We start from the raw sequence: 24,003 nt of genomic DNA, 5'->3' as shown, positions 1-24,003 counted from the left end.
GTTATTAATCTAATGCACTGTGGTACAAACTCAAATACTCATCCGCTGCTTTATTCCAGCAAAAATCTTGTTGCATTGCGTACAGCTGAACACGCTTGAGTTCACTGGGCTGCTGAGCGTACAGCAGCAATGAGCGTTGCAGCGTTAAAAGCAGTTCTTTTGGCTCTGGTAGTTCAAACACAAAGCCAGTTGCTGTCTCTGGGTCAGAGTCGTAATCGTTAACACTGTCTTTTAACCCTCCAACACCACGAACAATCGGCAATGTTCCATAAGCCATGCTGTAGATCTGATTTAAGCCACAAGGTTCAAACTCTGATGGCATTAAGAAGAAATCAGCTCCAGCTTCCACCAGATGAGCTAATTCGTTGTCGTAGGCCTCTATGAACTTGAATTTATCACTGTGCAAAGCTTCGATATCTTTAAGCTTAGATGCCAGCACAGGGTCACCTGTACCGACAATGACCAGCTGAACCTCATAACGCAAAAACTGGTCGAGTATCGGCAGTAAGTAATGAACGCCTTTCTGGTTGGTCAGGCGACATACCATGCCATACACTGCTCCGTCATTTTCCACTAAGCCAACACGCTCCTGAAGGGCTCGTTTACAGGCTTTTTTGCCTCGCACCATACTTTGACGATTCGCCTTATAATTGGCAGGCAAGTAACGGTCAGTTTCCGGGTTCCAAGCGGAATAGTCACAGCCGTTCAATATACCAACTAAGTCACCCTCTCGCTGTTTGAACTCAGCAGCCATACCATGGCTACCTAGCTCTGTTTTAAGCTCTTCTGCATAAGTTGGGCTGACAGCATTGATCTTATCTGCATTCATTACACCCGCTTTCAGCATGGTCACGTGAGTTGAACTTACTGCCGCATCCGGAGCATAACGAGTATGCATTTCAGGCAAAACCTGAAGCTCCTCGTAGCTGAATACACCTTTAAATACGGCATTGTGCACAGACAGAATACTTTTGGTTTGGGCAAAAAAGTCTGCGCGGCCATATCGGTGTTTGAGCAGATAAGGAACAAATCCCGTATGCCAGTCATTGGCGTGAATGATATCCGGTTGGAAACCCAGCTTAGGCAACATATCCAGACAGGCAGCACTAAAGAAAGCAAAGCGCTCACCATTGTCGCTGTATGCCTGATTGTTTTCGGCATACATCTCTGGGCGGTCAAAGTACTTAGGACAATCAATCGCGTAGACTTTTAAGCCAGCAACGTGCAGCTCTCGAACCAGATACTCTGTATGAGGCCAGTGATCGAGTGTCGCTTCCAACACCACTGGGGCTGACGTGACTTGAGGTATTTTTTGATAAGCAGGTAATGTTACTCGTACATCTTGATTAAGTTTGAGGAGAGCTTCGGGTAGCGCCTTGGCCACATCGGCCAAGCCACCACTCTTGATGAGTCCTTCAACTTCCGATGCTACAAACAGAATAGATAAATTCTTAGTAGCCAATTCGTGCTCCTTTAGGAATGACAACAATGCCATCGTCAGAGACGTGGAAGTGCTTTTTGTCTTCCATGAGGTTCACACCAATTTGCGTTCCTGGTGCAATATCTGCGTCTTTGTCGATGATGACGCGACGTAGTACACAACCCTCGCCTACTTTCACGTCGCCCAAAAGGATACTTTCGCTAATATCACACGCAGATGCAATATTACTGCGGAAACCTAGTACAGATTTTTCGATTCGTGAGCCACGAACATAACTGCCGTTACATACTAGGCTGTCAATGATCTGCACTCGACCGTTATCAGAATCAGTAAATGTTGCAGGAGGCAGTGCTGGGTAGAATGTATGAAGTGGCCACTTTCGGTTGTAGAGGGAGAATGGAGCATCTTTCTCAAGCAAATCCATGTGTGCTTGCCAGTAAGCATCAATCGTACCGACATCGCGCCAATAAACTTCTTCTTTCTCGCCAGTAATTCGGTTGGTACTGAAATCATAGACAAACACATCACCACGCGGGAACATTTTCGGAATGATGTCTTTGCCGAAATCGTGAGAAGAGTCTGGGTTATCCGCGTCTTCAATCAGTTCAGCAAACAGAGGTTGGGCTTCAAATACATAGTTACCCATTGAAACCAACGCATGTTGAGGATCACCAGGAATCGGCTTAGGCTGCGCAGGCTTCTCTTCAAAGCCGATCATTCGGCCATCTTCATCTACTTCAATAACACCGAACTGAGAAGCCTCAGACAGCGGCATACGCAATGCCGAAACCGTCAGTGATGCTTGTTTTTCTTTATGAAAATCGAGCATCTGTTTGATGTCCATTTTATAGATATGGTCAGAACCAAAGATGCACACTTGATCGGGCTCAGCCAGCTCCATAAAACGTAAGTTCTGATAGATCGCATCCGCTGTGCCTTCATACCAACGTTTACCAGTGCGCATCTGCGCAGGGATTGGGTCGATGAATCGATCAGTGATACCGCTGATATTCCAGCCTTTCTTAAGGTGATGGAACAGGGATTGGGATTTAAACTGAGTCAACACATAGATGCGCATCAAATCAGCATTAACGAAGTTGTTTAAAGCGAAATCAATAAGACGGTAACTACCGCCAAAAGGAACCGAGGGCTTGCTGCGAGACTCTGTCAACGGACGAAGGCGTGAACCTTCACCACCAGCAAGGATCATTCCTAAAACACCAGCCATTATTTATTCTCCATAATAATTTTTTAATTGCAGATAAGTTTCTATTTCGGGGGCTTATCTTTGTCTTCCTAGTTGCTAGTCTGATTTCACGCAGACATACGATATGGAATGCTTAGCCTGTTTTTCGAACATAAATCCATTTTATGTTTCGTCTAATAGTTATAATTCTTTGTGCACAGGGTTTACTATAAATTACCGTATTTCGTTAAATTTACAATTTAAAAGATGCTATACCTTGAACGTGACGAAGTTTACTTTGCGCTGCCCTGAAGCAGCTCACAGAATCACGGACTTTTAACACAAGTCGTTAACACGACACCTACAAAGTGGTGACTTTGGTCGCAGTTCGAAACTTATTGCCAAGATGATATGACGACCAGATGGCAGTTTCATGAATTGTTCAATCCCAATGCCAGCCCATTAAACTGAACATCGTCCTTCAATTGTCAACGGATAATAAAAAAGCAGCCTAAAATGGCTGCTTTTTTCAACGTGGAGCAATGGCTTTATTTCGCGGACTTCTTACGCTTATCGGTAATTTCCCACTTTCCATCGATGTACAGCGCCGTGTAGCCTGATGGCTTACCATCAACCTCTGAGCGAACATAGTTCTCTTTCGATTTACGGCTGAAACGCACTACCATAGGAAGGCCGTCTGGATCTTTTTCAGGTGCCGTTGCCAGATAATGGAATTTCGGAGAAATACGATCTTTGAATCGAACCAACTCTTCCACAAGAGGAGCACGAGTTTCACGCGATTTAGGGAAAGTGCTTGCTGCCAAGAACAAACCAGAAGCACCATCACGCAATACAAAGTATGCATCTGAGTTTTCACACGGTAACTCAGGAAGATGAACTGGGTCTTCTTTAGGCGGTGCAACTTCGCCGTTTTTAAGGATTTTGCGCGTGTTCTTACATGTCTCGCTAGTACAGTCCATGTATTTACCAAAGCGACCGTTCTTTAGAACCATGTCACTGCCACACTTATCACACTCAACGACAGGGCCATCGTACCCTTTCACCTTGTATTCGCCATGCTCAACAATGTAGCCATCACAGTTAGGGTTGTTACCACACACGTGTAGCTTACGCTTATCGTCGATCAGGTAGGCGTCCATTGCAGTTTCACAAATCGGACAACGCTTCTTCGCACGAAGTGCTGCTGTTTCGACGTCTTCTTCTAAAACGTTAATGATGCCTTCTTCGTCACCCAAGTTGATAGTGGTCTTACAGCGCTCTTTTGGTGGCAGTGCGTAACCTGAACAGCCAAGGAATACACCTGTCGATGCCGTTCGGATACCCATTTCGCGAGAACAAGTTGGACACTCGATATCGGTGTAGACGATATGGTTTGGCTTCATGCCACCATGATCTTCGTCCTGCTCCGCTTTTTCCAGATCTCCGGTAAAGTCACCAAAGAAGTTATCCAGAACCTTCTTCCAGTTCGCTTCGCCTTCAGCGATTTGGTCAAGCTTTTCTTCCATGCGAGACGTAAACTCATAGTTCATCAACTCATGGAAACTATCATCTAAGCGATCCGTTACGATTTCACCCATTTTTTCAGCGTAGAATCGACGTTGTTCAACTTTAACGTAACCACGATCCTGAATGGTCGAAATGATAGACGCATACGTTGACGGACGGCCAATGCCTCGCTTCTCAAGCTCTTTAACCAAAGCCGCTTCAGTGAAACGCGCAGGTGGCTTGGTAAAGTGCTGTTTAGGATCTAATTGAATCAAATCAACCTTGTCACCAACCTGAACGGCAGGCAGGATCTGGTCTTCATTCTTACCTAATGGACGCTGAACACGAGTCCAACCATCAAACTTAAGAATGCGACCTTTCGCTTTCAGCGTGTACTCAGCAGCTTTGACGCTCACTGTTGTAGAGTCGTACTTTGCAGGTGTCATCTGACACGCGACAAACTGATTCCAGATCAGTGAATACAGTTTATGCGCATCCGCTTCCATGCCTTTCAGGTCGTCAGCTTTAACCGCCACATCTGAAGGTCGGATCGCTTCGTGCGCTTCCTGTGCACCTTCTTTGCTGCCATACACATTCGGCTTAGCCGGAAGATAAGCGTCACCGTACTCATCGCCAATGAATCCACGAACCGTTTCTACGGCTTCAGCACTCAGGTTTGTTGAGTCGGTACGCATATACGTGATGTAACCCGCTTCATACAGACGCTGAGCTAACATCATTGTTTTCTTAACGCCGTAGCCTAAACGAGTACTGGCTGCCTGCTGAAGCGTTGACGTAATGAACGGAGCAGACGGTTTGCTCGACGTTGGGCGGTCTTCACGTTTGCACACTTCGTACGCTGCTTTTTCCAGTACAGCAATCGCTGACTGCGTTTCAGCTTCGTTGGATGGCTTGAATGCCACACCATCTTTCTGTGCAACCTGAAGACGGAAATCAGTTTTGTTGGCCGTTTTGGTATCCGCGTGAATATCCCAGAACTCTTCTGGAACGAACGCTTTGATTTCACGCTCGCGCTCTACCAATAGTTTTACCGCGACCGATTGTACACGGCCGGCAGACAAGCCACGCGCGACCTTTTTCCACAATAGTGGAGAGACCATAAAGCCCACAACACGGTCCATAAAACGGCGCGCCTGTTGGGCGTTAACGCCATCCATACTGAGCTCACCCGGTTTTTGGAAAGCCTGTTGAATCGCGTTCTTAGTAATTTCGTTAAAGACAACTCGTTTGTATCGCTCTTCATCGCCACCGATGATCTCACGAAGGTGCCAAGCGATAGCCTCTCCCTCGCGATCCAAATCGGTTGCGAGGTAGACGCTGTCCGCGTCTTTCGCGAGCTTCTGCAGCTCAGCAACCACTTTTTCTTTACCAGGCAAGACCTGATAATTCGCTTCCCAGCCGTTAAATGGGTCGATGCCCATTTTTTTGATCAGTGCTTTGCGGTCTTTTTCTTTTTTGATTCGAGCTTTTTCTTCAACACTCAAACCTTTCGTAGAGACAGCCGCTGCCTTCTGGCCGGTACTCTGACCTGCGGTAGGTAGATCGCGTACGTGACCCACACTGGACTTAACAATGAAGTCCTTACCTAAATACTTATTGATGGTTTTAGCCTTAGCCGGCGACTCCACAATAACGAGTGACTTACCCATATTGACTCAAGTGTCCTTAATATGATTTCGGCGATTTAACGCACGACATACTTAATATATTGCTTCTTTTTTTACTATTGAGCGAGAAACCAAGAAGATCAATATCTTTTTTTAAATTCAACATTGACTGGTCGACAATTCGACGAATGGTAATTGTCTCGATGCTTAGAAAGTGCCACATACTAAACGTGGCAAAGACGCTTTCGCTAGTACAACAAAAAAATTTTTGCCTCCGGTCACAAAACCCGTCGCGTTGCCCGTTCAACATTGGCTCAAGCTAGATTGATCTGACGCAATTGCTTTCGCTGCTAACCCTTCTACAATCCCCTCTATTATATATACGCGTTGATAAGCGAGTGATAAATATGAGCGAGAAGAAAGTCATTTCCAAATTCGAATTGTTGCTGATAGCCAACCACATCATTCAGGAGCATGAAGACTACCTTGAAGGAATGCGCGCAGACAGTGTCGAAGAAAAAGATGAAGTTTTAGTATTCAAAGGGAATTACTTTTTGGATGACGCCGGTCTGCCAACAGCAAACACTACCGCTGTATTTAATATGTTCAAATACTTAGCGCATCACTTGTCGAAAGAATTTACCTTAGAAGATTAGAACGTTGAATAAAACCCTGATGACGAGCATCAGGGTTAATTACATTAGCAGCTCAGTGAAGCCAGCTTGTCAAAGTAATCCGGGAAGGTTTTTGACGTACATTTCGGGTCATTGATCGTTACAGGTGTATCACTCAATGCAACCAGAGAAAAACACATCGCCATACGATGATCATCATAAGTATCAATAGCCGCATGAATCAGCTGTTGAGGTGGCGTCACGACGATGTAGTCTTCGCCTTCTTCCACTTCTGCGCCTACTTTGCGCAACTCTGTTGCCATCGCCGCCAAACGATCGGTTTCTTTCACTCGCCAGTTGTAGACATTACGGATCGCTGTTGTACCTTTAGCGAACAATGCAGCTGTCGCAATTGTCATTGCGGCATCAGGGATATGGTTGAAATCCATATCAACGGCATTCAGTTCACCAACGCGAGAGATAACGTAGTCGTCACCCCATTCAATTTCAGCGCCCATCTTTTCTAACGCATCAGCAAATTGGATATCACCTTGGATGCTCTTTTTGCCAATCCCTGTCACTTTAATTTCGCCGCCCTTAATGGCAGCAGCAGCAAGGAAATAAGAAGCAGAAGAAGCGTCGCCTTCGACTAGAAACTCACCCGGGGCAACGTAAGACTGGCCTTTACGGATGACAAACTCCTGATAATCATTGTTCTCTACCTCAACACCAAACTGCGACATGATGTGCAGCGTAATGTCGATATAAGGCTTCGACACCAACTCACCGACGATTCTAATAGTCACATCGTCTTGTGCCAGCGGTGCAGACATCAAGAATGCCGTTAGGAATTGACTTGAGATTGAGCCGTCAATTTCAACTGTACCGCCCTTGAGGCCTGTTCCTTTAATTTTCAGAGGAGGAAAGTCTTCATTTTCTAAGTATTCAACATCAGCGCCAGCTTGACGAAGTGCTTCAACTAGGTGACCTATTGGGCGCTCTTTCATACGAGGCTCGCCCGTCAGCACATACTCTCCGCTACCCAGACATAAAGCAGCAGCGAGAGGGCGCATTGCCGTGCCCGCATTACCTAAGAAGAGCTCTAGCGCTTCCGGAGCATCAAAGGCTTTACCTAGCCCTTCCACTTCGCAAACCGTTTTGTCTTGCGACAACGTATAATTCACACCAAGTTGAGTCAGTGCATTCAGCATATGGCGAATGTCGTCACTGTCTAGAAGGTTAGTTAGACGAGTCGTCCCTTTAGCGAGTGCTGCTAGCAATAACGCACGGTTAGAAACGCTCTTAGAACCGGGTAAGTTGACCTCACCATTGACTTTGTTGATAGGTTGTAACGTAAGGCTTTCCATTAAATTCAGTTATTCCTTGATCGCTTTGCCTTCCTAAGCAAGCGATGAAAAATTCTTCGTAGTTGCAGCCTATCTAAAATCGACATCTAAAACTAGACCAAAATCACAATTAGTCGCGATCTTTTATTTGGTTTATGCAATAGCAATACACAGGGCGAATCAATACTCTTTATCAACCCTAACACCGTTATCGAAATACAGGATTCGTATCTTGTCGCCCCGCTCAAACAGCATGGTGTTGTCGACATCCTGAATGACATCGATCAGCTTATCGTCGTCCGTTTTTATCAACAGTTCGACCAGCTTGTACTCCACCTTATATTCCTGATTAGCGCGATTGTGTGCGATACCCGCTCCTGCTACAGCGCCAACACCAGTGGCGACTTGTTTACCCGTACCACCACCAAATTGATTGCCAATAACACCACCGACAACAGCGCCAAGCAGCGTTTCCCAACCTGAGGATTCAGCTTTAACAATATCTTGTTGAGTGAGATAACGAACGGAATCAACTTCACCAAACACGACTTGATTCACAGGTCTGGCCTGATTTCTCTCGTATGCCGCATTGGCAACGAGCGGAAAAATGAATAAGATCCAAAGCCATTTTTTCATCATAGTTCTCCTGCGTCATGGCGATTTATTTAACTGAACTCGACGAAGACAAACTTTGGTTTCCATCTCCATACGAAGCCCTAAATGACCCTAATGGGTTGCTTGCATTCGGTGGCGACCTGTCTCCTGACCGTCTATTGCTCGCTTACCAGAATGGAATTTTCCCTTGGTATGGACCAGGTGAACCTCTCCTTTGGTGGAGCCCATCACCGAGAGCAGTATTTGATCCTAAGACATTCAAACCCGCTAAAAGTCTTAAAAAGTTTCAGAAAAAGCATCAATATCAGATCAGCATCAACCTCGCGACCGAGGCCGTTATCGATCATTGCGCATCAATGAGGCCAGAACATGAAACCTGGCTCAATGAAGAAATGCGCGCCTCATACAAGAAACTGGCAACGCTAGGGCACTGCCACTCAGTGGAAGTGTGGAAAGATGAAGCGCTTATTGGGGGCTTGTACGGCCTCTCCATTGGACAGGTTTTCTGTGGCGAGTCGATGTTCAGCCGAGAAACCAACGCATCCAAGATTGCACTATGGTATTTCTGCGAACATTTTAAGTCGATGAAGGGGCAATTAATCGATTGTCAGGTGATGAATCCACATTTGAAATCCCTTGGTGCCAAGGAACTCGATAGAGATGACTTCATGCAAAGCCTGCTATCCTTAAGACAGGAAAAGGTTGTTGAGAACAGCTTTAAAGCTCAGTGGCTTGAGCTGTCTTCAGAGGAGAATCAATGAGTTCTGATCTGCAACAAATCCGTATAGGGTTAACAGATAGCCACCCTTGTAGTTATCTTCAAGACAAGCAAGAACGTGTTGCTGTGGCTCTGGATCCAACTATGCACACAGCATCAAGCTATGAAGTTCTGCTAGCGAATGGATTTCGTCGAAGCGGCGATACGATATACAAACCCCATTGCGACCAGTGCCAATCTTGTCAAGCTCTCAGAGTCTCTATACCTGACATCCAGCTTTCAAAAAGTCAAAAACGCTTAAGGAATAAGGCCAAACACCTAAAATGGGAATTACGCGATGAAATGATTCCAGGTTGGTTTGAACTTTATTCTACGTATATTGAAGCACGTCATCGCAATGGCACCATGTACCCACCTAAACAAAATGAGTTTGCCCAGTTTTCACAATGCCACTGGCTCAATACACAATATCTGCATGTTTATGACCAAGATCGACTCATTGCGATAGCGGTAACCGATATTTTGTCCAACTCTGCCAGCGCTTTTTACACCTTTTTTGACCCGGATTACGAATTATCTTTAGGGACACTCGGCGTGCTATTTCAGCTTGAATACTGCCAGCAGCAAGGAAAACAGTGGCTCTATTTGGGTTATCAGATTGACGAATGCCCTGCAATGAATTACAAAGTCCGCTTTCAGCGCCATCAAAGGCTAGTAAATCAGCGTTGGCAAGGGTAGAATACGCCCCAACTTTACTTATTTCATTTTTATCGGCGAAATTGGCCGGTTGAAATTATCCATTTTTAAAAGAGGATTAAATGGCTAAAGAAGACGTAATTGAGATGCAAGGCACTGTCCTTGATACTCTTCCAAACACAATGTTCCGTGTTGAGCTAGAAAACGGTCACGTAGTTACTGCTCACATCTCTGGTAAAATGCGTAAGAACTACATCCGTATTCTTACTGGTGACAAAGTAACTGTAGAGATGACTCCATACGATCTATCTAAAGGTCGCATCGTCTTCCGTGCTCGTTAATCTCTGATTGCTTTGCGCAATCCGAATTAGTCGAATACAACAAAAAACGGAGCTTGAAGCTCCGTTTTTTGTTGTATTGCGTTTGCGCTCCTATTTACCAAGCGCTTCTTTGTAATGCTGGCGACACACTGATACATAGCGATCGTTACCACCAATCGCAACCTGATCACCTTCAGCAATGGCATTACCGTGCTCATCCGTACGGATAACCATATTCGCCTTGCGTCCACAGTGACAAATGGTTTTTAGCTCAATCAGCTTATCAGCCCAAGACAACAAGTATTTACTGCCTTCAAATAGCTCGCCCAGAAAATCCGTTCTCAAGCCATAACACAGTACTGGAATAGTCAGCTTATCTACTACTTCTGTCAGCTGATAAACCTGCTCTTTAGTCAAAAACTGGCACTCATCAACTAAAATACAGTGGCGCTTTTCCACCTCGTTTAAGGCGGCAATATCCTGATAAAGATCAGAGTCAGGACGGAACAATTGAGCATCCGACTGTAAACCGATACGAGAGCTCACTTTACCGACGCCGTATCTGTCATCCAATGCAGCGGTAAAAATCACGGGCGTCATGCCTCGTTCTTGGTAGTTAAATGAGGATTGAAGAAGAGTGGTGGATTTACCCGCGTTCATCGCAGAGTAATAGAAGTACATCTGAGCCACTGATTGCTACCCGTATAAATATATAAATAAAAAGAAAAAGGGCTGAATCAACAGCCCTCAATAAAATTCAGTTACTTACGGCGCCAAGTCGTCCCTTCTGGGCCATCTTCAAGCACGATTCCCATCTCGGTTAGCTTGTCACGTGCCATATCGGCATTTGCCCAGTCTTTAGACGCACGCGAGTCATTACGCAGTTTGATAAGCGCTTCAATCTCAGCCACTTCATCATCATTACCTGCATCACCTTTTAAGAACGCTTCTGGCTCTTGGTGAAGGATACCAATCACATCCGCCAATTCACGCATTAATGAACCCAACGCACTCGCCTGCTCTAGGTTATCGTTCTTAACGCGGTTGATCTCGCGGGCCATATCAAATAGCACGGAGTAGGCTTCAGGCGTATTGAAGTCATCGTTCATGGCTTCGGTAAAACGCTTAACGTACTCTTCGCCACCAGCAGCAGGCACTGTTAGGTCTAAACCACGTAGCGAGGTGTATAGACGCTCAAGAGACGCACGTGCCTGATTGAGGTTTTCTTCACTGTAGTTCAACTGGCTACGGTAATGCCCTGACATTAGGAAATAGCGAACCGTTTCTGCGTCATAATGACTAAGCACGTCACGAATGGTAAAGAAGTTACCCAGTGACTTCGACATCTTCTCTTTGTCGACCATCACCATGCCACTGTGCATCCAAGTATTCACGTATTGAGTGTCGTGCGCACAGCAAGACTGAGCGATTTCATTTTCGTGATGCGGGAATTGGAGATCCGAGCCACCACCATGAATATCGAAGTGATTACCTAGAATTGATGAGTTCATTGCTGAACACTCAATATGCCAACCTGGACGACCCGCGCCCCATGGCGATTCCCATGTTGGCTCGCCTGGCTTAGACATTTTCCACAGCACAAAGTCTAGCGGACTGCGTTTCGCGCTTTCTACATCGACGCGCGCACCAGCCTGAAGCTGATCTAAATCTTGCTTAGATAACTTACCGTATTCGTCAAACTGGCCAACTTCAAACATGACGTCACCGTTGTCAGCAACGTATGCAAAACCGCGCTCGATCAGTTTTTCCACTAGCTCGATAATTTCAGCAATAAATTCTGTCGCACGTGGCTCAACATCTGGGCGCTTCATATTCAAAGCGTCAAAGTCAGCGTGCATTTCACCAATAAGGCGCTCTGTTAAAGAGTCGCAGCTCTCGCCGTTTTCATTGGCGCGCTTGATGATCTTATCGTCGATATCGGTGATGTTACGAACAAACGTCAGATCATAGCCGAGGTAACGCAGGTAGCGAGACACTACATCGAAAGAAACGAATGTACGACCATGACCGATGTGACAGAGATCGTAGATGGTTACTCCACAGACATACATGCCAACTTTGCCAGCATTGATTGGTTTGAATTCCTCTTTCTGTCTTGTGAGTGTGTTATATATCTTTAACATGATCTCTATCTAATTATTTAGGTGAAACAAAATAGTGGCTCAGTATACCAATATGCTTACCTTCAGGTCATCCCTGAAATGTGCAAAAAGCCACCACCAAACTCATTATTCACCTCTAGAGAGCCACTTTTCACGTATAAAAGTGGCAAAAGTTAATATAGAATTCAGTTTTTAAGTCAAAGTCATAAATAAAGGACATCATCATGATCACCCTTCACACTAATTTTGGTGACATCAAAGTTGAGCTAAACGAAGAGAAAGCACCAGAAACATGCGCGAATTTCCTGCAGTACTGCCGTGATGGTTTCTACGACAACACGCTATTCCACCGTGTTATCGACGGTTTCATGATCCAAGGTGGCGGCATGGAATCTGGTCTGCGTGAAAAAGCAACTCGCGCACCAATCAAAAACGAAGCGAACAATGGCCTGAGCAACAAAGTGGGCACGCTAGCAATGGCACGTACCATGGAACCGCATTCAGCAAGCTCACAGTTCTTCATCAACGTGAACAACAACACTTTCCTAGATTTCCGCAGCGAAAGCCTAGACGGTTGGGGTTACTGTGTATTCGCTGAAGTCGTTGAAGGCATGGATATCGTTAACCAGATTAAAGGTGTAAGCACTGGCTCTCAAGGCATGCACCAAGACGTACCTCTTGAAGACGTTGTCATCACAGGTACCACAATCGAAGAATAATGATTGTTAGGGAGAGCATTTTGCTCTCCCTAGTTGTTTCTTCAGGTTAATAAAATATGACCACATTATTTATTTCAGACCTCCATCTCTCCTCTACCACACCCGACATCACTGATTGCTTTATTCGCTTTATGCGTGAAGAAGCCATTCATGCTGACGCCTTGTACGTTCTCGGCGACCTGTTCGAGTTTTGGATTGGCGATGATGACCGATCAGATTTTGCCAAGCAAATTCGTAACGAATTCAAGCAACTGACCTCGCTTGGCATTCCTTGTTATTTCACACAAGGCAATCGAGATTTTCTCGTCGGTAAGCGCTTTGCCAAACAAACCGGTGTCACCTTACTGGGTGATGAGACAGTGATTGATCTGTACGGGAAAAAAGCCGTGGTTTTGCACGGGGACACACTATGTACTGAAGACGTAAAGTATCTCCAGTATCGAGAGAAAGTGCATCAGCCTTGGTTGCAATGGGTGTTTAATCGCATCCCAATGTTCATAAAAAAGAAGATCGTATCGAAAGTTCAGTCCGATATTAGTACCGATAAACAAACCAAATCACTCGACATCATGGACGTGACACAAACGGAAGTGGAAGCGGTCATGGCACACCATAACGTCGATTTGATGATTCACGGACACACTCATCGCCCTGATGTCCATGTCTTCACCGCGCACAATCGTAAAAAAACCCGAATTGTTTTGGGGGATTGGTACACCCAAGGTTCAGTTCTGGTCTATGCTAAAAATAACTTCGAGTTAGAAGCTAGGCCATTTCAACCTTCTCAAGAAAAGGTTGATTAAACGGTTCAATAATCATTGGATTTTGGCTGGTCCAGAAAAATATAAGAGACGTTGGAACTAGGTTTTGAAAAACTCATATATTGCCAGACAACCGATACTGAACAGTGACAAACAGACTGTTGGCTATGAACTGCTCTTTAGGGATGGTCCTAAAAATACCTTTCCTGAGGTAGATCCGGAACAAGCCACCAGTCGATTATTATCTGATCACTTCCTTAATACGCATTACGAGACGCTCGGGGACAAACTTGGCTTTGTTAACTTCCCGTACCAAAGCCTATTAAATCGAGTGCCAACGTTGTTCCCCTCAGAAAACTTTGTCGTCGAGATTCTAGAAGATTGCCCTCCAACCGAAGAGCTGCTTAGTGCGATCAGAGACATGGCCGCCAAAGGTTATACCATCGCATTAGACGATTTTATTCCTAACAAGGAATGGCGCCCTTTTCTACCCTATGTCGCGTTGATTAAGTTTGATATCCGGTTAGTGCCAATTGAGAAAGCTCATGTCTTCATGAAGCGACTTGAAGGCAGCAACATTCGTTTCCTTGCCGAAAAAGTTGAGACTTATGAAGAATTTGAACAAGCGAAAGAAGCTGGGTTTGAATACTTCCAAGGTTACTTTTTTAGCAAGCCTGAAATGATCAGTAAAAAAGCGTTGGAACCTTCGTTCATGACGGTAATTCAATTGTTGACGGAGATTTCAAAACAGGACATTGACTACAACGCAATTGAATCTTTGATCAGCAAAGATTTGTCGCTTTCCTATAAACTCCTGACTTTTGTCAATTCCTCAGCCATCGTACAGACACAAATTCAGTCTTTCCACCAAGCGTTGGTTTACCTTGGTGAAGACAAGTTGCGTAAATTCATTTCTTTAGTCTCGCTGGCATCGACTCAGGATAGCAAACCCGACTACCTGTACGGGCTGTCTATTCAACGCGCTCGCTTCTGTGAACTGATCGGCGCGAAACTCCAAGTAGAGCTTGAATCCGGACAGGCTTTTCTAACCGGTATGTTCTCACTATTAGACAGCCTTCTAGACAAGCCGTTGGAGCTGATAGTGAATGAAATCCCTGTTGAAGAAGCCGTAAAGCTAGCATTGACACAAAATGAAGGCATACTAGGCAGCATTCTCATGTTAACCGAAGCGTATGAGTTAGCTGAATGGGAAGAGGTATCCAATCAATGCGAGTCTTTAGGCTTGAATCCACAGGATTTGAGTGAATGCTATGACGAGTCCGTTAAGTGGACAGCAGACCTTCTCTCAGTGTCAACGAAATAGCGTTTCATTGGAGCCATCATGCAACACTGCCCTTGTGGTACAGCAAAAAGCTACAGCGAATGCTGTGAGCCAATTCACCTCGATCATTCTAAAGCCACAACGCCTGAAAAGTTAATGCGCTCCCGCTATAGCGCGCACGTTAAACGTCTGGTCGATTATGTCGTGGATACTTACCACCCAAGTTGTCACGCCAGTGAACAACTTGAAGGGATTCAACAGTCGGTTGAAAGCGATTGGTGCAAGCTGGAAGTCATCAGCACTGAAGCAGGCAGCGATGCAGACGAAGGCTTTGTCACCTTCAAGGCCTATTTCAATGAAGAGAGTGAGCAGCACTGTCTCGAAGAGCGCTCACGCTTTGTGAGAGAAAATGGGCTATGGTACTACATTGATGGCACCTTTCCGCAACCAGACATCGATCCACGGCTTAATCAAACGGTAAAAAACCTTAAAGTCGGCCGAAACGATCCTTGCATCTGTGGTAGCGGTAAAAAGTTTAAGAAATGCTGCGGTTGACTACCGCTAGATAGCAAAAAAGCAGGATGAATATCCTGCTTTTTAGTTTCTGAGCTTAATAGAGTACTAAACGTCTTTATTTGGGTTAACTCTCACAATATCTTGTTGATCTTGCTTGAATTGCTTTTTCAGTTCCGCTTTTGACTTAAAACTGATCTCGCCCCCTTGGGCCACTGTCATATGTTGCGCTTCTGCATTATGCTTAGATTGATACAACATCACAGCTTGCATACACGAATCTCGCTGCTCTTGAGAAAGTGGTGTACCCTCAGGCCACTTCCCCGTTTCTACAGCATAGAGTAGACGCTCGTATGCCTCTGGTGTAATGGCATTAATTAACTGCTCTGCGTCCATGGTCTATCCTTAAGTTGTAACTGAGATGGAAAGAACATAACTGGCTGGCATTCTGAGTCAAGATTGCACCTAAGAATAAGTGTAACGGATCACAAGCAAATCAAAATATGAATCATATAAAAGCACTACTAATCTTCAGTCTGGCTATTGCGTTATCAGGGTGTTTCGAAAACCGTCAGAACACCGACAAACTGTGCGCTGATAACCCTAGCTTACAATGTGAACGGCTTAATATGAACGATGGTCAATGCCGAGTTCCTAGAACCGATTTGATTTGGCATCGTTATGAAGTTCTTAAACAGCCGACCGACAGCAATATTATTGATGAATACCACTTTCTAGCCGCCTATAAGAAATGTCTAGAATTGGCATCGCAAATCCAACCGATTGAGCAAGCTGGGCTCAAGGAGCGCCGATTTAACGCCTTGATTAACTCGGGGGAAGATTTAGAAAAGTTAGTTGAGCGGATTCGTCAATCTTCTTCACCAGAATCACTCTATTTCCTATGGAGCCAAACTGGCGATGATGAAGCACAAAGAAGCTTCCTCCAACTCGAAGGCACACCCGCTTTAGACACGCCAGAAATGCAGTATGCACTGGCCACTTTCTATACCAGCCGCGATCTGGAGAAAACCATAAACCTGCTCAACAAATCACTCGAGCTGAGTAAAGGTAAGAACCTCAACACGGAAATTTTCAAAACCCTTGCCAGTATTACCTATCAACTGAATCGCAAAGAACAAGCTTACATCTGGGCAATGGTCGCCAATCACTTTGAAGTACCGATTATTGGCTCAGAGCAGGAAATGCAGATTCTTTATGGCTTCAGTAAGGACAAGTATAAGCAGCTTGATGGTATTGCCGATGATGTCGAAAGCGCACTAGATAGCGGCACTTATCAACGCAACATGGTTCCAAGCTTCAATTAGTGTTGTCAATTTGAAAGGATTAAACAATGAGCGGTGATTTAATCACCGCTTTTTTATGAATTGTTGAAAATTAACGACACAGAATTTACACAAAATCTTTCGCCTGTTGTCTTAGGTCCATCTGGAAAAACGTGACCTAAGTGGCTATCACAAGTTGCACATCTGATCTCTGTTCTCACCATTCCGTGACTTAGATCTTCTAAATAACGAATAGCCTGATCATTGATAGGGGCATCAAAACTCGGCCAACCACAGCCTGAATCATACTTGTTATCTGATTGAAACAGAGGGGCCTGACAGCAAGTACAAGAATATACCCCTGTTTTCTTATTATGCAGTAACTTACCTGTAAACGGAGCTTCTGTTCCCTGCTCTCGACATACTCGATATTCTTCTTCAGACAGTTGTTCACGCCAGTATTCATCTGGTTTGATGACTTTTTTGTTATCCTGTTCCACTTTGTCTTTTTCTCCGAATTAATCACTATTACTGTGACTTTTTTTTCAAAAACTTGCGCAATTTATTGTTTGTAGCACATACTTTGAATCCATAAAAGGACGCTTAAACTTTGATCAAAAGTGAAAGCGTTTGATCTATTTTACGTCAACTGGTTAGACAAAAAACCTATAATCCGTTCAAAAGATAGTCAATTACGACTGATTGTGAAAAAAAGCGACGCTTTTTTTTGACTTTAAACAAGTTAAGTCCGATTATCTGTTGCAGATTTTGACTGGATTCTGTAATTTTACTACCAGTTATCTTTAATCAGAAATTAAGTTGTGGAGCAACTATAATGACTATCAAAGTAGGTATTAACGGTTTTGGCCGTATCGGTCGTTTCGTATTCCGTGCAGCACAAGAGCGTAACGACATCGAAGTTGTAGGTATCAACGACCTGATCGATGTAGAGTACATGGCATACATGCTTAAGTACGACTCAACTCACGGCCGTTTCAACGGTACTGTTGAAGTTGAAGGTGGTAACCTAATCGTTAACGGTAAGACTGTACGTGTTACTGCTGAGCGTAACCCAACTGACCTTAAGTGGGACGAAATCGGTGTTGACGTTGTAGCTGAAGCAACTGGTATCTTCCTAACTGACGAAACTGCACGTCAGCACATCACTGCTGGTGCTAAGAAAGTTGTTCTAACTGGTCCTTCAAAAGACGCAACTCCAATGTTCGTAATGGGTGTTAACGACAGCACTTACGCTGGTCAAGACATCGTTTCTAACGCTTCTTGTACAACTAACTGTCTAGCGCCTATCGCTAAAGTTCTTAACGACAAGTTCGGTATCGAATCTGGTCTTATGACAACAGTTCACGCTACTACAGCAACTCAAAAAACTGTAGACGGTCCTTCTGCTAAAGACTGGCGCGGTGGTCGTGGTGCTTCTCAGAACATCATCCCATCTTCAACTGGTGCTGCTAAAGCTGTAGGCGTTGTTCTTCCAGAACTAAACGGCAAACTAACTGGTATGGCTTTCCGCGTACCAACTGCTAACGTTTCTGTAGTTGACCTAACAGTTAACCTGAAAGAAGGCGCATCTTACGAAGCTATCTGTGCAGCAATGAAAGAAGCTTCTGAAGGCGAGCTAAAAGGCGTTCTAGGTTACACTGAAGACCAAGTTGTTTCTCAAGACTTCATCGGCGAAGTTCAAACTTCAGTATTCGATGCTAAAGCTGGTATCGCGCTAACTGATAACTTCGTTAAAGTTGTATCTTGGTACGACAACGAAATCGGTTACTCAAACAAAGTTCTAGACCTAATCGCTCACATCTCTAAGTAATTAGATAGTTAGCAATTAGCGAATAACTTCGTTAAAGAAAAGGCGGCTCTAGAGTCGCCTTTTTTGTATCTGGAATTTGCGAGAATACAGAATCGATATAGCATCTGTTCTACAAGTATCGACAACGCTCTCCCCCAGCTATAGGAAATAACACATGGATTTAAAAACTCTCCCAGCACTGACCGTGTTATCTGACAACGTCACTATCGTTGAGGTTGAACAGGTTAAAGTCGTCCGCGTGATTCACGACAAAGCAATGGCAGGCATCGCGCTACACGGCGGCCATGTCGTATCGTTTACACCTGCGGGTCAAGAAGACCTGATTTGGATGAGCGACAGCGCCATTTTCGATGGCAAAGCAGCGCTTCGTGGTGGCATTCCAATTTGCTGGCCTTGGTTTGGCCGCATTGCTGCACCTGCACATGGCTTTGCCCGTACCAGTGAGTGGTCATTGCTCCAGCATCGTGAAAATGAACAAGGGGTTGTGATTGAGATCGGCTTGAAGCCTTCAGAGCAAACACTATCGATTTGGCCACATCAATTTGACGCACGCTTAATCATCGAAGTCGGCAGTGAACTTAAAGTAACGCTCGACGTCACCAATACTGATACGACACCCTGGGTATTTTCAGGGGCATTACACTCCTACCTGAATGTGAGTGATATCCGTACCGTCACGACCACAGGCATGGGGCCTGAATACATAGACAGCTTGCAAGACGCAAAACTGTGCCAAGGAGGCGATGTATTAACACTGACGGATACTATTGACCGCGTGTACACCAAACCTGAAGCACAAATTAGGATACAAGATCAAAGCTACCAGCGTTCGTTAACCATTGAGAACCAAGGCCACAACTCCGCCGTGTTGTGGAACCCGTGGGCGCAAGGTGCCGAATCTATGTCCGATATGACCAATGACGGCTATCTGACGATGATGTGTGTAGAGTCAACCCTCCATGCACCAAGTATTGATCTAGGAAAAACACTTCAACCCGGTGAATCACATCAACTTATCACCTCTATTTCCGCTCAATAACACTGATTGACTGCAGGCCTCTGCGCCTGCATTACCCTTCCATCGAAATTATTCTAAGTCGAATCAGGTCTTTTACTCTACACACGCTGTACAAACACATTTTTTGACTTGCTTATTGTTTAAATAATTAATAAGAATCAATTTCACAAAATTGATAAGTCGTTATTATTGCTTTGAATTTACTAATCAGAGCTCTATTTTTCAGCGATAAGACTCGTCTACAAAGACAGGATAATTAAAAAATGTTCGAGAAATTCAAAAATCAAAGCGTTGGCTTTCAATTAAAGTTGGTGATACTGCTTTGCTTGCTGGTCTCATTTGTCGGGACTGCAACCCTCGTTTACCGTAACGCCTCGAAAGTGCTCCTTGATACCACACTAAAAGGACACCAGTCAGAGGTAGAAGCCATGGCAATGACCATTGCTGGGCAATTTAACGCTTACCTTCATACCGCAAAAGTTTTGGAATCCACCTTTAGAAACGGTTATCTGGCTGGCGTTTACGTAGAAGACTATACGGTCGACTTCAATGGTAAACAGGTTCTAAATGTGACTCAATATGGTGAGAGCCTCATCAATGATGAAAAGCTGGTTGATAGTTTTACCCGTGATACAGGGGCAGTAGCCACGCTATTTGCTCCGTTAGATGGCGACTTTATTCGTGTCTCAACCTCACTCAAAGATCCATCAGGTAATCGTGTGGTTGGCACAACATTAGGTAAAAATCATCCGGGCTACAACAAACTTATGAGCGGCCAGCCTTACTACGCTCAAGTTAAGCTTTTTGGCGAAAACTACATTACCTATTACGCCCCCCTCAAAGACTATCAGGGCAAGGTGACCGGCGTGACCTTTATTGGCTTACCAGTCGAACAAGCGACTCAAGATCTATTTGAATCATTACGTTCAATAAAATGGGGCGACACAGGTTATAGCATTGTGGTTGATAACCGAGAGGACAATTTGGGTCGCTACCTATTGCACCCAATTCATGATGAAAACGCACCGCCCATCATCGATGTCGCCGACTACAATGGCAATAAACCTTTTCATCAGATTTTCGAACAAAAAAGTGGCCTGATCCGTTACCCATACGAATATCAGGGCACAGTTGGAGAGAAATATCTAGTCTACACAGAAGTACCTGGTTGGAACTGGAAGCTGCTTGGGGGGACGTTCATCAAAGAAGTCACTAAAGGCAGTGACACCTTGCTCAAGCTGATCATTACCATTGCGACGGTAGTGGCGATTGCCACTTTCATCATTTTGACCATTTTCCTTAACCGTAACCTCAAACCACTAACGGTACTGAACGGCTATATGTCTCGCCTAGCTAAAGGTGAAGTAAGCCTAGATATCCCAGCAACAGGCAAAACATCTAAGAATGAAATCATTAACCTGAATAATGGCGTCGCCAATATGGCAGGGCAATTGAACTCCTTGGTCAGCGAGATCCGTTCTACAAGTGACGCAGTTCAGGACGCGTCGCGTAGTGTCTCGCAGGATGCCAATCAGAATCTCAGCCAGTCGGATCTACAGCAGCAACAGGTTGAGCAAGTCGCAACCGCTATTGAAGAAATGGCCTCTTCGGCACAATCGGTTGCCGAGCAAGTAGAAGCGATTGCTGAAAACGTCCGTCTCACCAACGAAGACAGTCAATCGGGGCTGGAAAAAGTCGAAGGGGTTTGTATTGATGTCGCGCAGCTCAACAATCAGCTAGATAATTCCGCGCAGGCCATTGAGCAGGTCAACAAAGACAGTGAAGCTATCCAGACCGTCACTAAGATGATTGATGAAATCGCCGAGCAAACCAACCTGCTCGCTCTGAATGCTGCGATTGAAGCAGCGCGTGCAGGAGAGCAAGGCCGTGGCTTTGCCGTGGTAGCCGATGAAGTCCGTACCTTAGCGCATCGTACACAGACGTCTGTTCAGGATGTGGTATCGATCATCGAGAAGCTGAAAACCTCTACAGGCAACGCCGTGAATCTGATGACTCAGAGCCAAAGCAATGCCAATCAGGTGTTAGATAAAGCCCAAGAAGCAGGTTCAGCCTTGGAGGCCATCGCGTCACAAGTGCAGTCCATTGCCACTCAGGCTGACACCATAGCCGCTACTTCTGAAGAGCAGGCGAATGTGTCGCAGGAGATTGCTTCTAATGCCAATTCAATCAGTGAATTGAACCGAGAAAGCCGCGCAACCAGTGCTAAGACCACTCAAAGTGCCGAAGAGCTACAAACTCAAGCTGGTTCGTTGAAACAACAAGTCGACTTCTTCCATTAATACGATAAAAACGGGCAGGAATTTTCTGCCCTTTTTACCGCTATGCCGCCTTTCCCATGCTAGTCTGAAAATACGGTTCCTGTTAGAATTCGCGCTCATTTTGTCATCCTGAGATCGTTATGTCTTATACCTGCCCTTTATGTCATCAAAGCCTGTCACTCACAGACCGCACCTATCGCTGTGAGAACAACCATGCTTTTGACTTAGCCAAAGAAGGCTACGTCAACTTGATGCCAGTTCAGCATAAGCGTTCTAAGGATCCGGGTGATAACAAAGAGATGATGCAAGCCCGCCGTCGCTTTTTAGAGAAAGACTACTATCGCCCGATGAAAGAGAAAGTGGCTCAGGTCTGTGCTAAATACCTTGAAGGTACTCAGCACCAGTTACTTGATATTGGCTGTGGTGAGGGATATTACACCACGGAGATCGCGACACAGCTTTCAACACAACACGCAAAAGCGGTGACTTATGGTCTCGACATATCCAAAGTGGCTATTCGCTATGCGTCTAAACGTTATACCAACTGTTCATTTAGCGTAGCATCGAGTACTCGCCTGCCTTTTTCAGGCAACAGCCTTGACGCCGTGCTACGTATCTATGCACCTTGTAAAGCAGAAGAGTTAGCACGAGTCGTGAATGACAATGGTGTGGTCATCACAGTTACACCTGCGGGTCGTCACCTATACCAACTCCGAGAGCGCATCTATCAAGACGTCAGATTACATAGCGAAGAAGCAGAAACCATTGATGGATTTAGTCTTGAAGAAACACTCAAGCTCACCTATACCATGCCTTTGAAAAATGGTGATGCACATGACCTGCTCCAAATGACACCTTTTGCGTGGAAAGCGAATGAGGAACTGCGCGATTGTCTGAAATCAGCTAAGTTATTTGAATGCGAGGCAGATTTCATGATTCGTATCTATCGTAAGCAATCAAATTCGAATATAGATAATAATTCTCATTTAGATTGAGTTATCCTCCTGCCTCCATTAGTATGCTCGCATCATATTTTGGAGGCATTTCATGCGTAAGCTTCTCACTGTATCTTTGGCTTGTCTGACTTTGTCAGCTTGTTCCACTGCTCCTCATCAAGAAGTCACCAGTTTCTACGACTATCAACTCTTCACCCCAGACGCTAAAGCCGTTTCCCTAACCAGTCTTCCTGAAGACATTCAAAATGCTGACGTCATTTTGGTGGGTGAATGGCATACCCATTCCGGTGTTCATCGCTTTCAAGCCGACTTAGTCAAAGCGCTTATTTCACAAGGCCATAATGTGGCTGTCTCTATGGAGCAATTCTCACGTGACAGCCAAGATATCGTCAATCAATACCTGGCTGGTGAAATTGGGGAGCAAACGCTGATTAAAAACGCCAGCGCTTGGCCAAACTACGAAAGTGACTATCGCGCGCTAGTCGAACTAGCCAAAGCCAATCAGATCGATGTTATCGCGGCAAATGCACCGAAACCCATCGTCCGCTGCATTGGGCGGCAAGGGATTGGTTACCTCGATAAACTTGCCCCGGAGCAACGCGCGAATGTTGCCGAGAAAGTGAATGTCGCATCGAGCCCATACAAAGATAAATTCATGGCTTCGATGCACCATGGCAAACCTGAACAGACAGAAAAACAGTTTGCCGCTCAGGTGACTTGGGATGAAACCATGGCAGAAAGTATAACTCGCTATCTGGAGCAGAACCCTGCCAAACAGATCATCCATATCGCCGGTAAGTTTCATATTGAAGACGGATTAGGGACCAAAGCGTCGATTCTCTCTAGAAAGCCGGATTTACGTGTTGTTGTGATTACGCCGACAGGCGATGTTATCTCTGATAGCCGAGATTACCAGCTAGAGGTTCTCGACCCTCCAGTGCGATATGTTCAAATGGAAAACCGAATGAAGGCTTACCACAGTCTGACGAAAAGAAACGAGGGCTTATCTTGCCTCTAAGCCGGCACCCATTTTGCTCACTTTGATAAGACCCATTGAACTAACATCATGTAAATTCAGTAAATAACAGTTTTTGATATGTAATAGATAAATCAGGCACACTTTGTGCTTGAATCTATTTCATACAAAATCGACATATTTTGCACAAGT

The 24,003-nt window shown here is 45.0% G+C and carries 23 protein-coding genes; 14 read left to right on the top strand and 9 right to left on the bottom strand.

What is annotated here, in order from left to right:
• Window positions 1–4: 4 nt before the first annotated feature.
• From glgA to topA, 3 genes are all read right to left on the bottom strand, one after another.
• On the bottom strand, window positions 5–1,462 hold the full coding sequence (glgA, locus tag F0265_RS13390) for a glycogen synthase GlgA (RefSeq protein WP_171749260.1): 1,458 nt from the start codon (window positions 1,460–1,462) through the stop codon (window positions 5–7).
• Window positions 1,452–2,669 (bottom strand): glucose-1-phosphate adenylyltransferase, encoded by a 1,218-nt coding sequence (gene glgC, locus F0265_RS13385; RefSeq protein WP_038156046.1) that lies wholly within the window; start codon window positions 2,667–2,669, stop codon window positions 1,452–1,454. The genes glgA and glgC overlap by 11 nt, the downstream gene beginning before the upstream one ends.
• A gap of 506 nt (window positions 2,670–3,175) precedes the next feature.
• Window positions 3,176–5,803 carry a type I DNA topoisomerase gene (gene topA / locus F0265_RS13380; protein ID WP_038156048.1) on the bottom strand — a complete coding sequence of 876 codons (2,628 nt, stop codon included), beginning with the start codon at window positions 5,801–5,803 and terminating at the stop codon, window positions 3,176–3,178.
• Between the two features lie 365 nt (window positions 5,804–6,168).
• Between topA and F0265_RS13375 the strand changes: the two genes are divergently transcribed.
• Complete coding sequence (locus tag F0265_RS13375; protein ID WP_171749259.1) at window positions 6,169–6,417, top strand: YciN family protein; 249 nt, start codon at window positions 6,169–6,171, stop codon at window positions 6,415–6,417.
• A 44-nt stretch (window positions 6,418–6,461) separates the two neighbouring features.
• Here the strand turns inward: F0265_RS13375 and aroA are convergent, their stop codons facing one another.
• Both aroA and F0265_RS13365 read right to left on the bottom strand, forming a co-directional pair.
• Complete coding sequence (aroA, locus tag F0265_RS13370; protein WP_171749258.1) at window positions 6,462–7,742, bottom strand: 3-phosphoshikimate 1-carboxyvinyltransferase; 1,281 nt, start codon at window positions 7,740–7,742, stop codon at window positions 6,462–6,464.
• A gap of 159 nt (window positions 7,743–7,901) precedes the next feature.
• Entirely contained in the window at window positions 7,902–8,357 is a 456-nt protein-coding gene (locus tag F0265_RS13365; RefSeq protein WP_019277764.1) for a glycine zipper 2TM domain-containing protein, read from the bottom strand.
• A gap of 17 nt (window positions 8,358–8,374) precedes the next feature.
• On the opposite strand from F0265_RS13365, the gene aat reads away from it, so the two are divergent.
• The 3 genes from aat to infA all read left to right on the top strand — a co-directional run bounded on the left by aat (window position 8,375) and on the right by infA (window position 10,091).
• Entirely contained in the window at window positions 8,375–9,097 is a 723-nt protein-coding gene (gene aat, locus F0265_RS13360; RefSeq protein ID WP_171346908.1) for a leucyl/phenylalanyl-tRNA--protein transferase, read from the top strand.
• On the top strand, window positions 9,094–9,792 hold the full coding sequence (locus tag F0265_RS13355) for an arginyltransferase (RefSeq protein WP_171749257.1): 699 nt from the start codon (window positions 9,094–9,096) through the stop codon (window positions 9,790–9,792). The genes aat and F0265_RS13355 overlap by 4 nt, the downstream gene beginning before the upstream one ends.
• Before the next feature lie 80 nt (window positions 9,793–9,872).
• Window positions 9,873–10,091: a translation initiation factor IF-1 gene (gene infA, locus F0265_RS13350; protein WP_001040192.1), complete on the top strand. Its 219-nt coding sequence runs from the start codon at window positions 9,873–9,875 to the stop codon at window positions 10,089–10,091.
• Window positions 10,092–10,181: 90 nt separating this feature from the next.
• Here the strand turns inward: infA and F0265_RS13345 are convergent, their stop codons facing one another.
• Both F0265_RS13345 and cysS read right to left on the bottom strand, forming a co-directional pair.
• Window positions 10,182–10,760 (bottom strand): thymidine kinase, encoded by a 579-nt coding sequence (locus F0265_RS13345; protein WP_171749256.1) that lies wholly within the window; start codon window positions 10,758–10,760, stop codon window positions 10,182–10,184.
• A 71-nt stretch (window positions 10,761–10,831) separates the two neighbouring features.
• A complete protein-coding gene (cysS, locus tag F0265_RS13340; protein WP_171749255.1) occupies window positions 10,832–12,214 on the bottom strand; it encodes a cysteine--tRNA ligase in 1,383 nt (460 codons plus the stop codon).
• A 203-nt stretch (window positions 12,215–12,417) separates the two neighbouring features.
• Between cysS and F0265_RS13335 the strand changes: the two genes are divergently transcribed.
• The 4 genes from F0265_RS13335 (at window position 12,418) to F0265_RS13320 (ending at window position 15,510) form a co-directional block, all read left to right on the top strand.
• A complete protein-coding gene (locus F0265_RS13335) occupies window positions 12,418–12,912 on the top strand; it encodes a peptidylprolyl isomerase (RefSeq protein ID WP_006962924.1) in 495 nt (164 codons plus the stop codon).
• 56 nt (window positions 12,913–12,968) lie between these two features.
• Window positions 12,969–13,715 carry a UDP-2,3-diacylglucosamine diphosphatase gene (lpxH, locus tag F0265_RS13330; RefSeq protein ID WP_171749254.1) on the top strand — a complete coding sequence of 249 codons (747 nt, stop codon included), beginning with the start codon at window positions 12,969–12,971 and terminating at the stop codon, window positions 13,713–13,715.
• 64 nt (window positions 13,716–13,779) lie between these two features.
• Window positions 13,780–14,997: an EAL and HDOD domain-containing protein gene (locus F0265_RS13325; protein WP_171749253.1), complete on the top strand. Its 1,218-nt coding sequence runs from the start codon at window positions 13,780–13,782 to the stop codon at window positions 14,995–14,997.
• 15 nt (window positions 14,998–15,012) lie between these two features.
• On the top strand, window positions 15,013–15,510 hold the full coding sequence (locus F0265_RS13320) for a YchJ family metal-binding protein (RefSeq protein WP_171749481.1): 498 nt from the start codon (window positions 15,013–15,015) through the stop codon (window positions 15,508–15,510).
• A 66-nt stretch (window positions 15,511–15,576) separates the two neighbouring features.
• Here the strand turns inward: F0265_RS13320 and F0265_RS13315 are convergent, their stop codons facing one another.
• Window positions 15,577–15,864, bottom strand: a complete 288-nt coding sequence (locus tag F0265_RS13315; RefSeq protein ID WP_171749252.1) for a DUF1315 family protein — start codon at window positions 15,862–15,864, stop codon at window positions 15,577–15,579.
• 107 nt (window positions 15,865–15,971) lie between these two features.
• Here F0265_RS13315 and F0265_RS13310 point away from each other — a divergent pair, with 107 nt between their 5' ends.
• Window positions 15,972–16,793 (top strand): DUF2989 domain-containing protein, encoded by an 822-nt coding sequence (locus tag F0265_RS13310; protein ID WP_171749251.1) that lies wholly within the window; start codon window positions 15,972–15,974, stop codon window positions 16,791–16,793.
• Window positions 16,794–16,846: 53 nt separating this feature from the next.
• Here the strand turns inward: F0265_RS13310 and msrB are convergent, their stop codons facing one another.
• Window positions 16,847–17,251, bottom strand: coding sequence for a peptide-methionine (R)-S-oxide reductase MsrB (gene msrB, locus F0265_RS13305; RefSeq protein ID WP_171749250.1), 405 nt, complete (start codon window positions 17,249–17,251; stop codon window positions 16,847–16,849).
• 335 nt (window positions 17,252–17,586) lie between these two features.
• Here msrB and gap point away from each other — a divergent pair, with 335 nt between their 5' ends.
• From gap to F0265_RS13280, 5 genes are all read left to right on the top strand, one after another.
• Window positions 17,587–18,582 (top strand): type I glyceraldehyde-3-phosphate dehydrogenase, encoded by a 996-nt coding sequence (gene gap / locus F0265_RS13300; protein WP_171749249.1) that lies wholly within the window; start codon window positions 17,587–17,589, stop codon window positions 18,580–18,582.
• Window positions 18,583–18,736: 154 nt separating this feature from the next.
• Complete coding sequence (locus F0265_RS13295; RefSeq protein ID WP_171749248.1) at window positions 18,737–19,621, top strand: D-hexose-6-phosphate mutarotase; 885 nt, start codon at window positions 18,737–18,739, stop codon at window positions 19,619–19,621.
• A 242-nt stretch (window positions 19,622–19,863) separates the two neighbouring features.
• Window positions 19,864–21,900, top strand: a complete 2,037-nt coding sequence (locus F0265_RS13290) for a methyl-accepting chemotaxis protein (RefSeq protein WP_171749247.1) — start codon at window positions 19,864–19,866, stop codon at window positions 21,898–21,900.
• 119 nt (window positions 21,901–22,019) lie between these two features.
• Complete coding sequence (rlmA, locus tag F0265_RS13285) at window positions 22,020–22,874, top strand: 23S rRNA (guanine(745)-N(1))-methyltransferase (RefSeq protein ID WP_171749246.1); 855 nt, start codon at window positions 22,020–22,022, stop codon at window positions 22,872–22,874.
• A gap of 52 nt (window positions 22,875–22,926) precedes the next feature.
• On the top strand, window positions 22,927–23,853 hold the full coding sequence (locus F0265_RS13280) for a ChaN family lipoprotein (protein ID WP_171749245.1): 927 nt from the start codon (window positions 22,927–22,929) through the stop codon (window positions 23,851–23,853).
• The last annotated feature ends 150 nt before the right edge of the window (window positions 23,854–24,003 follow it).

This window comes from Vibrio sp. RE88 (assembly GCF_013113835.1).
Lineage (GTDB): Bacteria > Pseudomonadota > Gammaproteobacteria > Enterobacterales > Vibrionaceae > Vibrio.
This window is presented reverse-complemented; position numbering and strand designations above follow the sequence as displayed.

Excerpts from the sequence above, each read along its gene's own strand:
- F0265_RS13310 (WP_171749251.1), top strand. The coding sequence starts at position 15,972 with ATGAATCATATAAAAGCACTACTAATCTTCAGTCTGGCTATTGCGTTA.
- F0265_RS13290 (WP_171749247.1), top strand. The coding sequence starts at position 19,864 with ATGTTCGAGAAATTCAAAAATCAAAGCGTTGGCTTTCAATTAAAGTTG.
- F0265_RS13335 (WP_006962924.1), top strand. The coding sequence starts at position 12,418 with ATGATCACCCTTCACACTAATTTTGGTGACATCAAAGTTGAGCTAAAC.
- F0265_RS13375 (WP_171749259.1), top strand. The coding sequence starts at position 6,169 with ATGAGCGAGAAGAAAGTCATTTCCAAATTCGAATTGTTGCTGATAGCC.
- cysS (WP_171749255.1), bottom strand. The coding sequence starts at position 12,214 with ATGTTAAAGATATATAACACACTCACAAGACAGAAAGAGGAATTCAAA.
- aat (WP_171346908.1), top strand. The coding sequence starts at position 8,375 with ATGGCGATTTATTTAACTGAACTCGACGAAGACAAACTTTGGTTTCCA.
- F0265_RS13355 (WP_171749257.1), top strand. The coding sequence starts at position 9,094 with ATGAGTTCTGATCTGCAACAAATCCGTATAGGGTTAACAGATAGCCAC.
- F0265_RS13295 (WP_171749248.1), top strand. The coding sequence starts at position 18,737 with ATGGATTTAAAAACTCTCCCAGCACTGACCGTGTTATCTGACAACGTC.
- F0265_RS13280 (WP_171749245.1), top strand. The coding sequence starts at position 22,927 with ATGCGTAAGCTTCTCACTGTATCTTTGGCTTGTCTGACTTTGTCAGCT.
- lpxH (WP_171749254.1), top strand. The coding sequence starts at position 12,969 with ATGACCACATTATTTATTTCAGACCTCCATCTCTCCTCTACCACACCC.
- topA (WP_038156048.1), bottom strand. The coding sequence starts at position 5,803 with ATGGGTAAGTCACTCGTTATTGTGGAGTCGCCGGCTAAGGCTAAAACC.
- infA (WP_001040192.1), top strand. The coding sequence starts at position 9,873 with ATGGCTAAAGAAGACGTAATTGAGATGCAAGGCACTGTCCTTGATACT.
- glgC (WP_038156046.1), bottom strand. The coding sequence starts at position 2,669 with ATGGCTGGTGTTTTAGGAATGATCCTTGCTGGTGGTGAAGGTTCACGC.
- rlmA (WP_171749246.1), top strand. The coding sequence starts at position 22,020 with ATGTCTTATACCTGCCCTTTATGTCATCAAAGCCTGTCACTCACAGAC.
- F0265_RS13365 (WP_019277764.1), bottom strand. The coding sequence starts at position 8,357 with ATGAAAAAATGGCTTTGGATCTTATTCATTTTTCCGCTCGTTGCCAAT.
- aroA (WP_171749258.1), bottom strand. The coding sequence starts at position 7,742 with ATGGAAAGCCTTACGTTACAACCTATCAACAAAGTCAATGGTGAGGTC.
- gap (WP_171749249.1), top strand. The coding sequence starts at position 17,587 with ATGACTATCAAAGTAGGTATTAACGGTTTTGGCCGTATCGGTCGTTTC.
- F0265_RS13315 (WP_171749252.1), bottom strand. The coding sequence starts at position 15,864 with ATGGACGCAGAGCAGTTAATTAATGCCATTACACCAGAGGCATACGAG.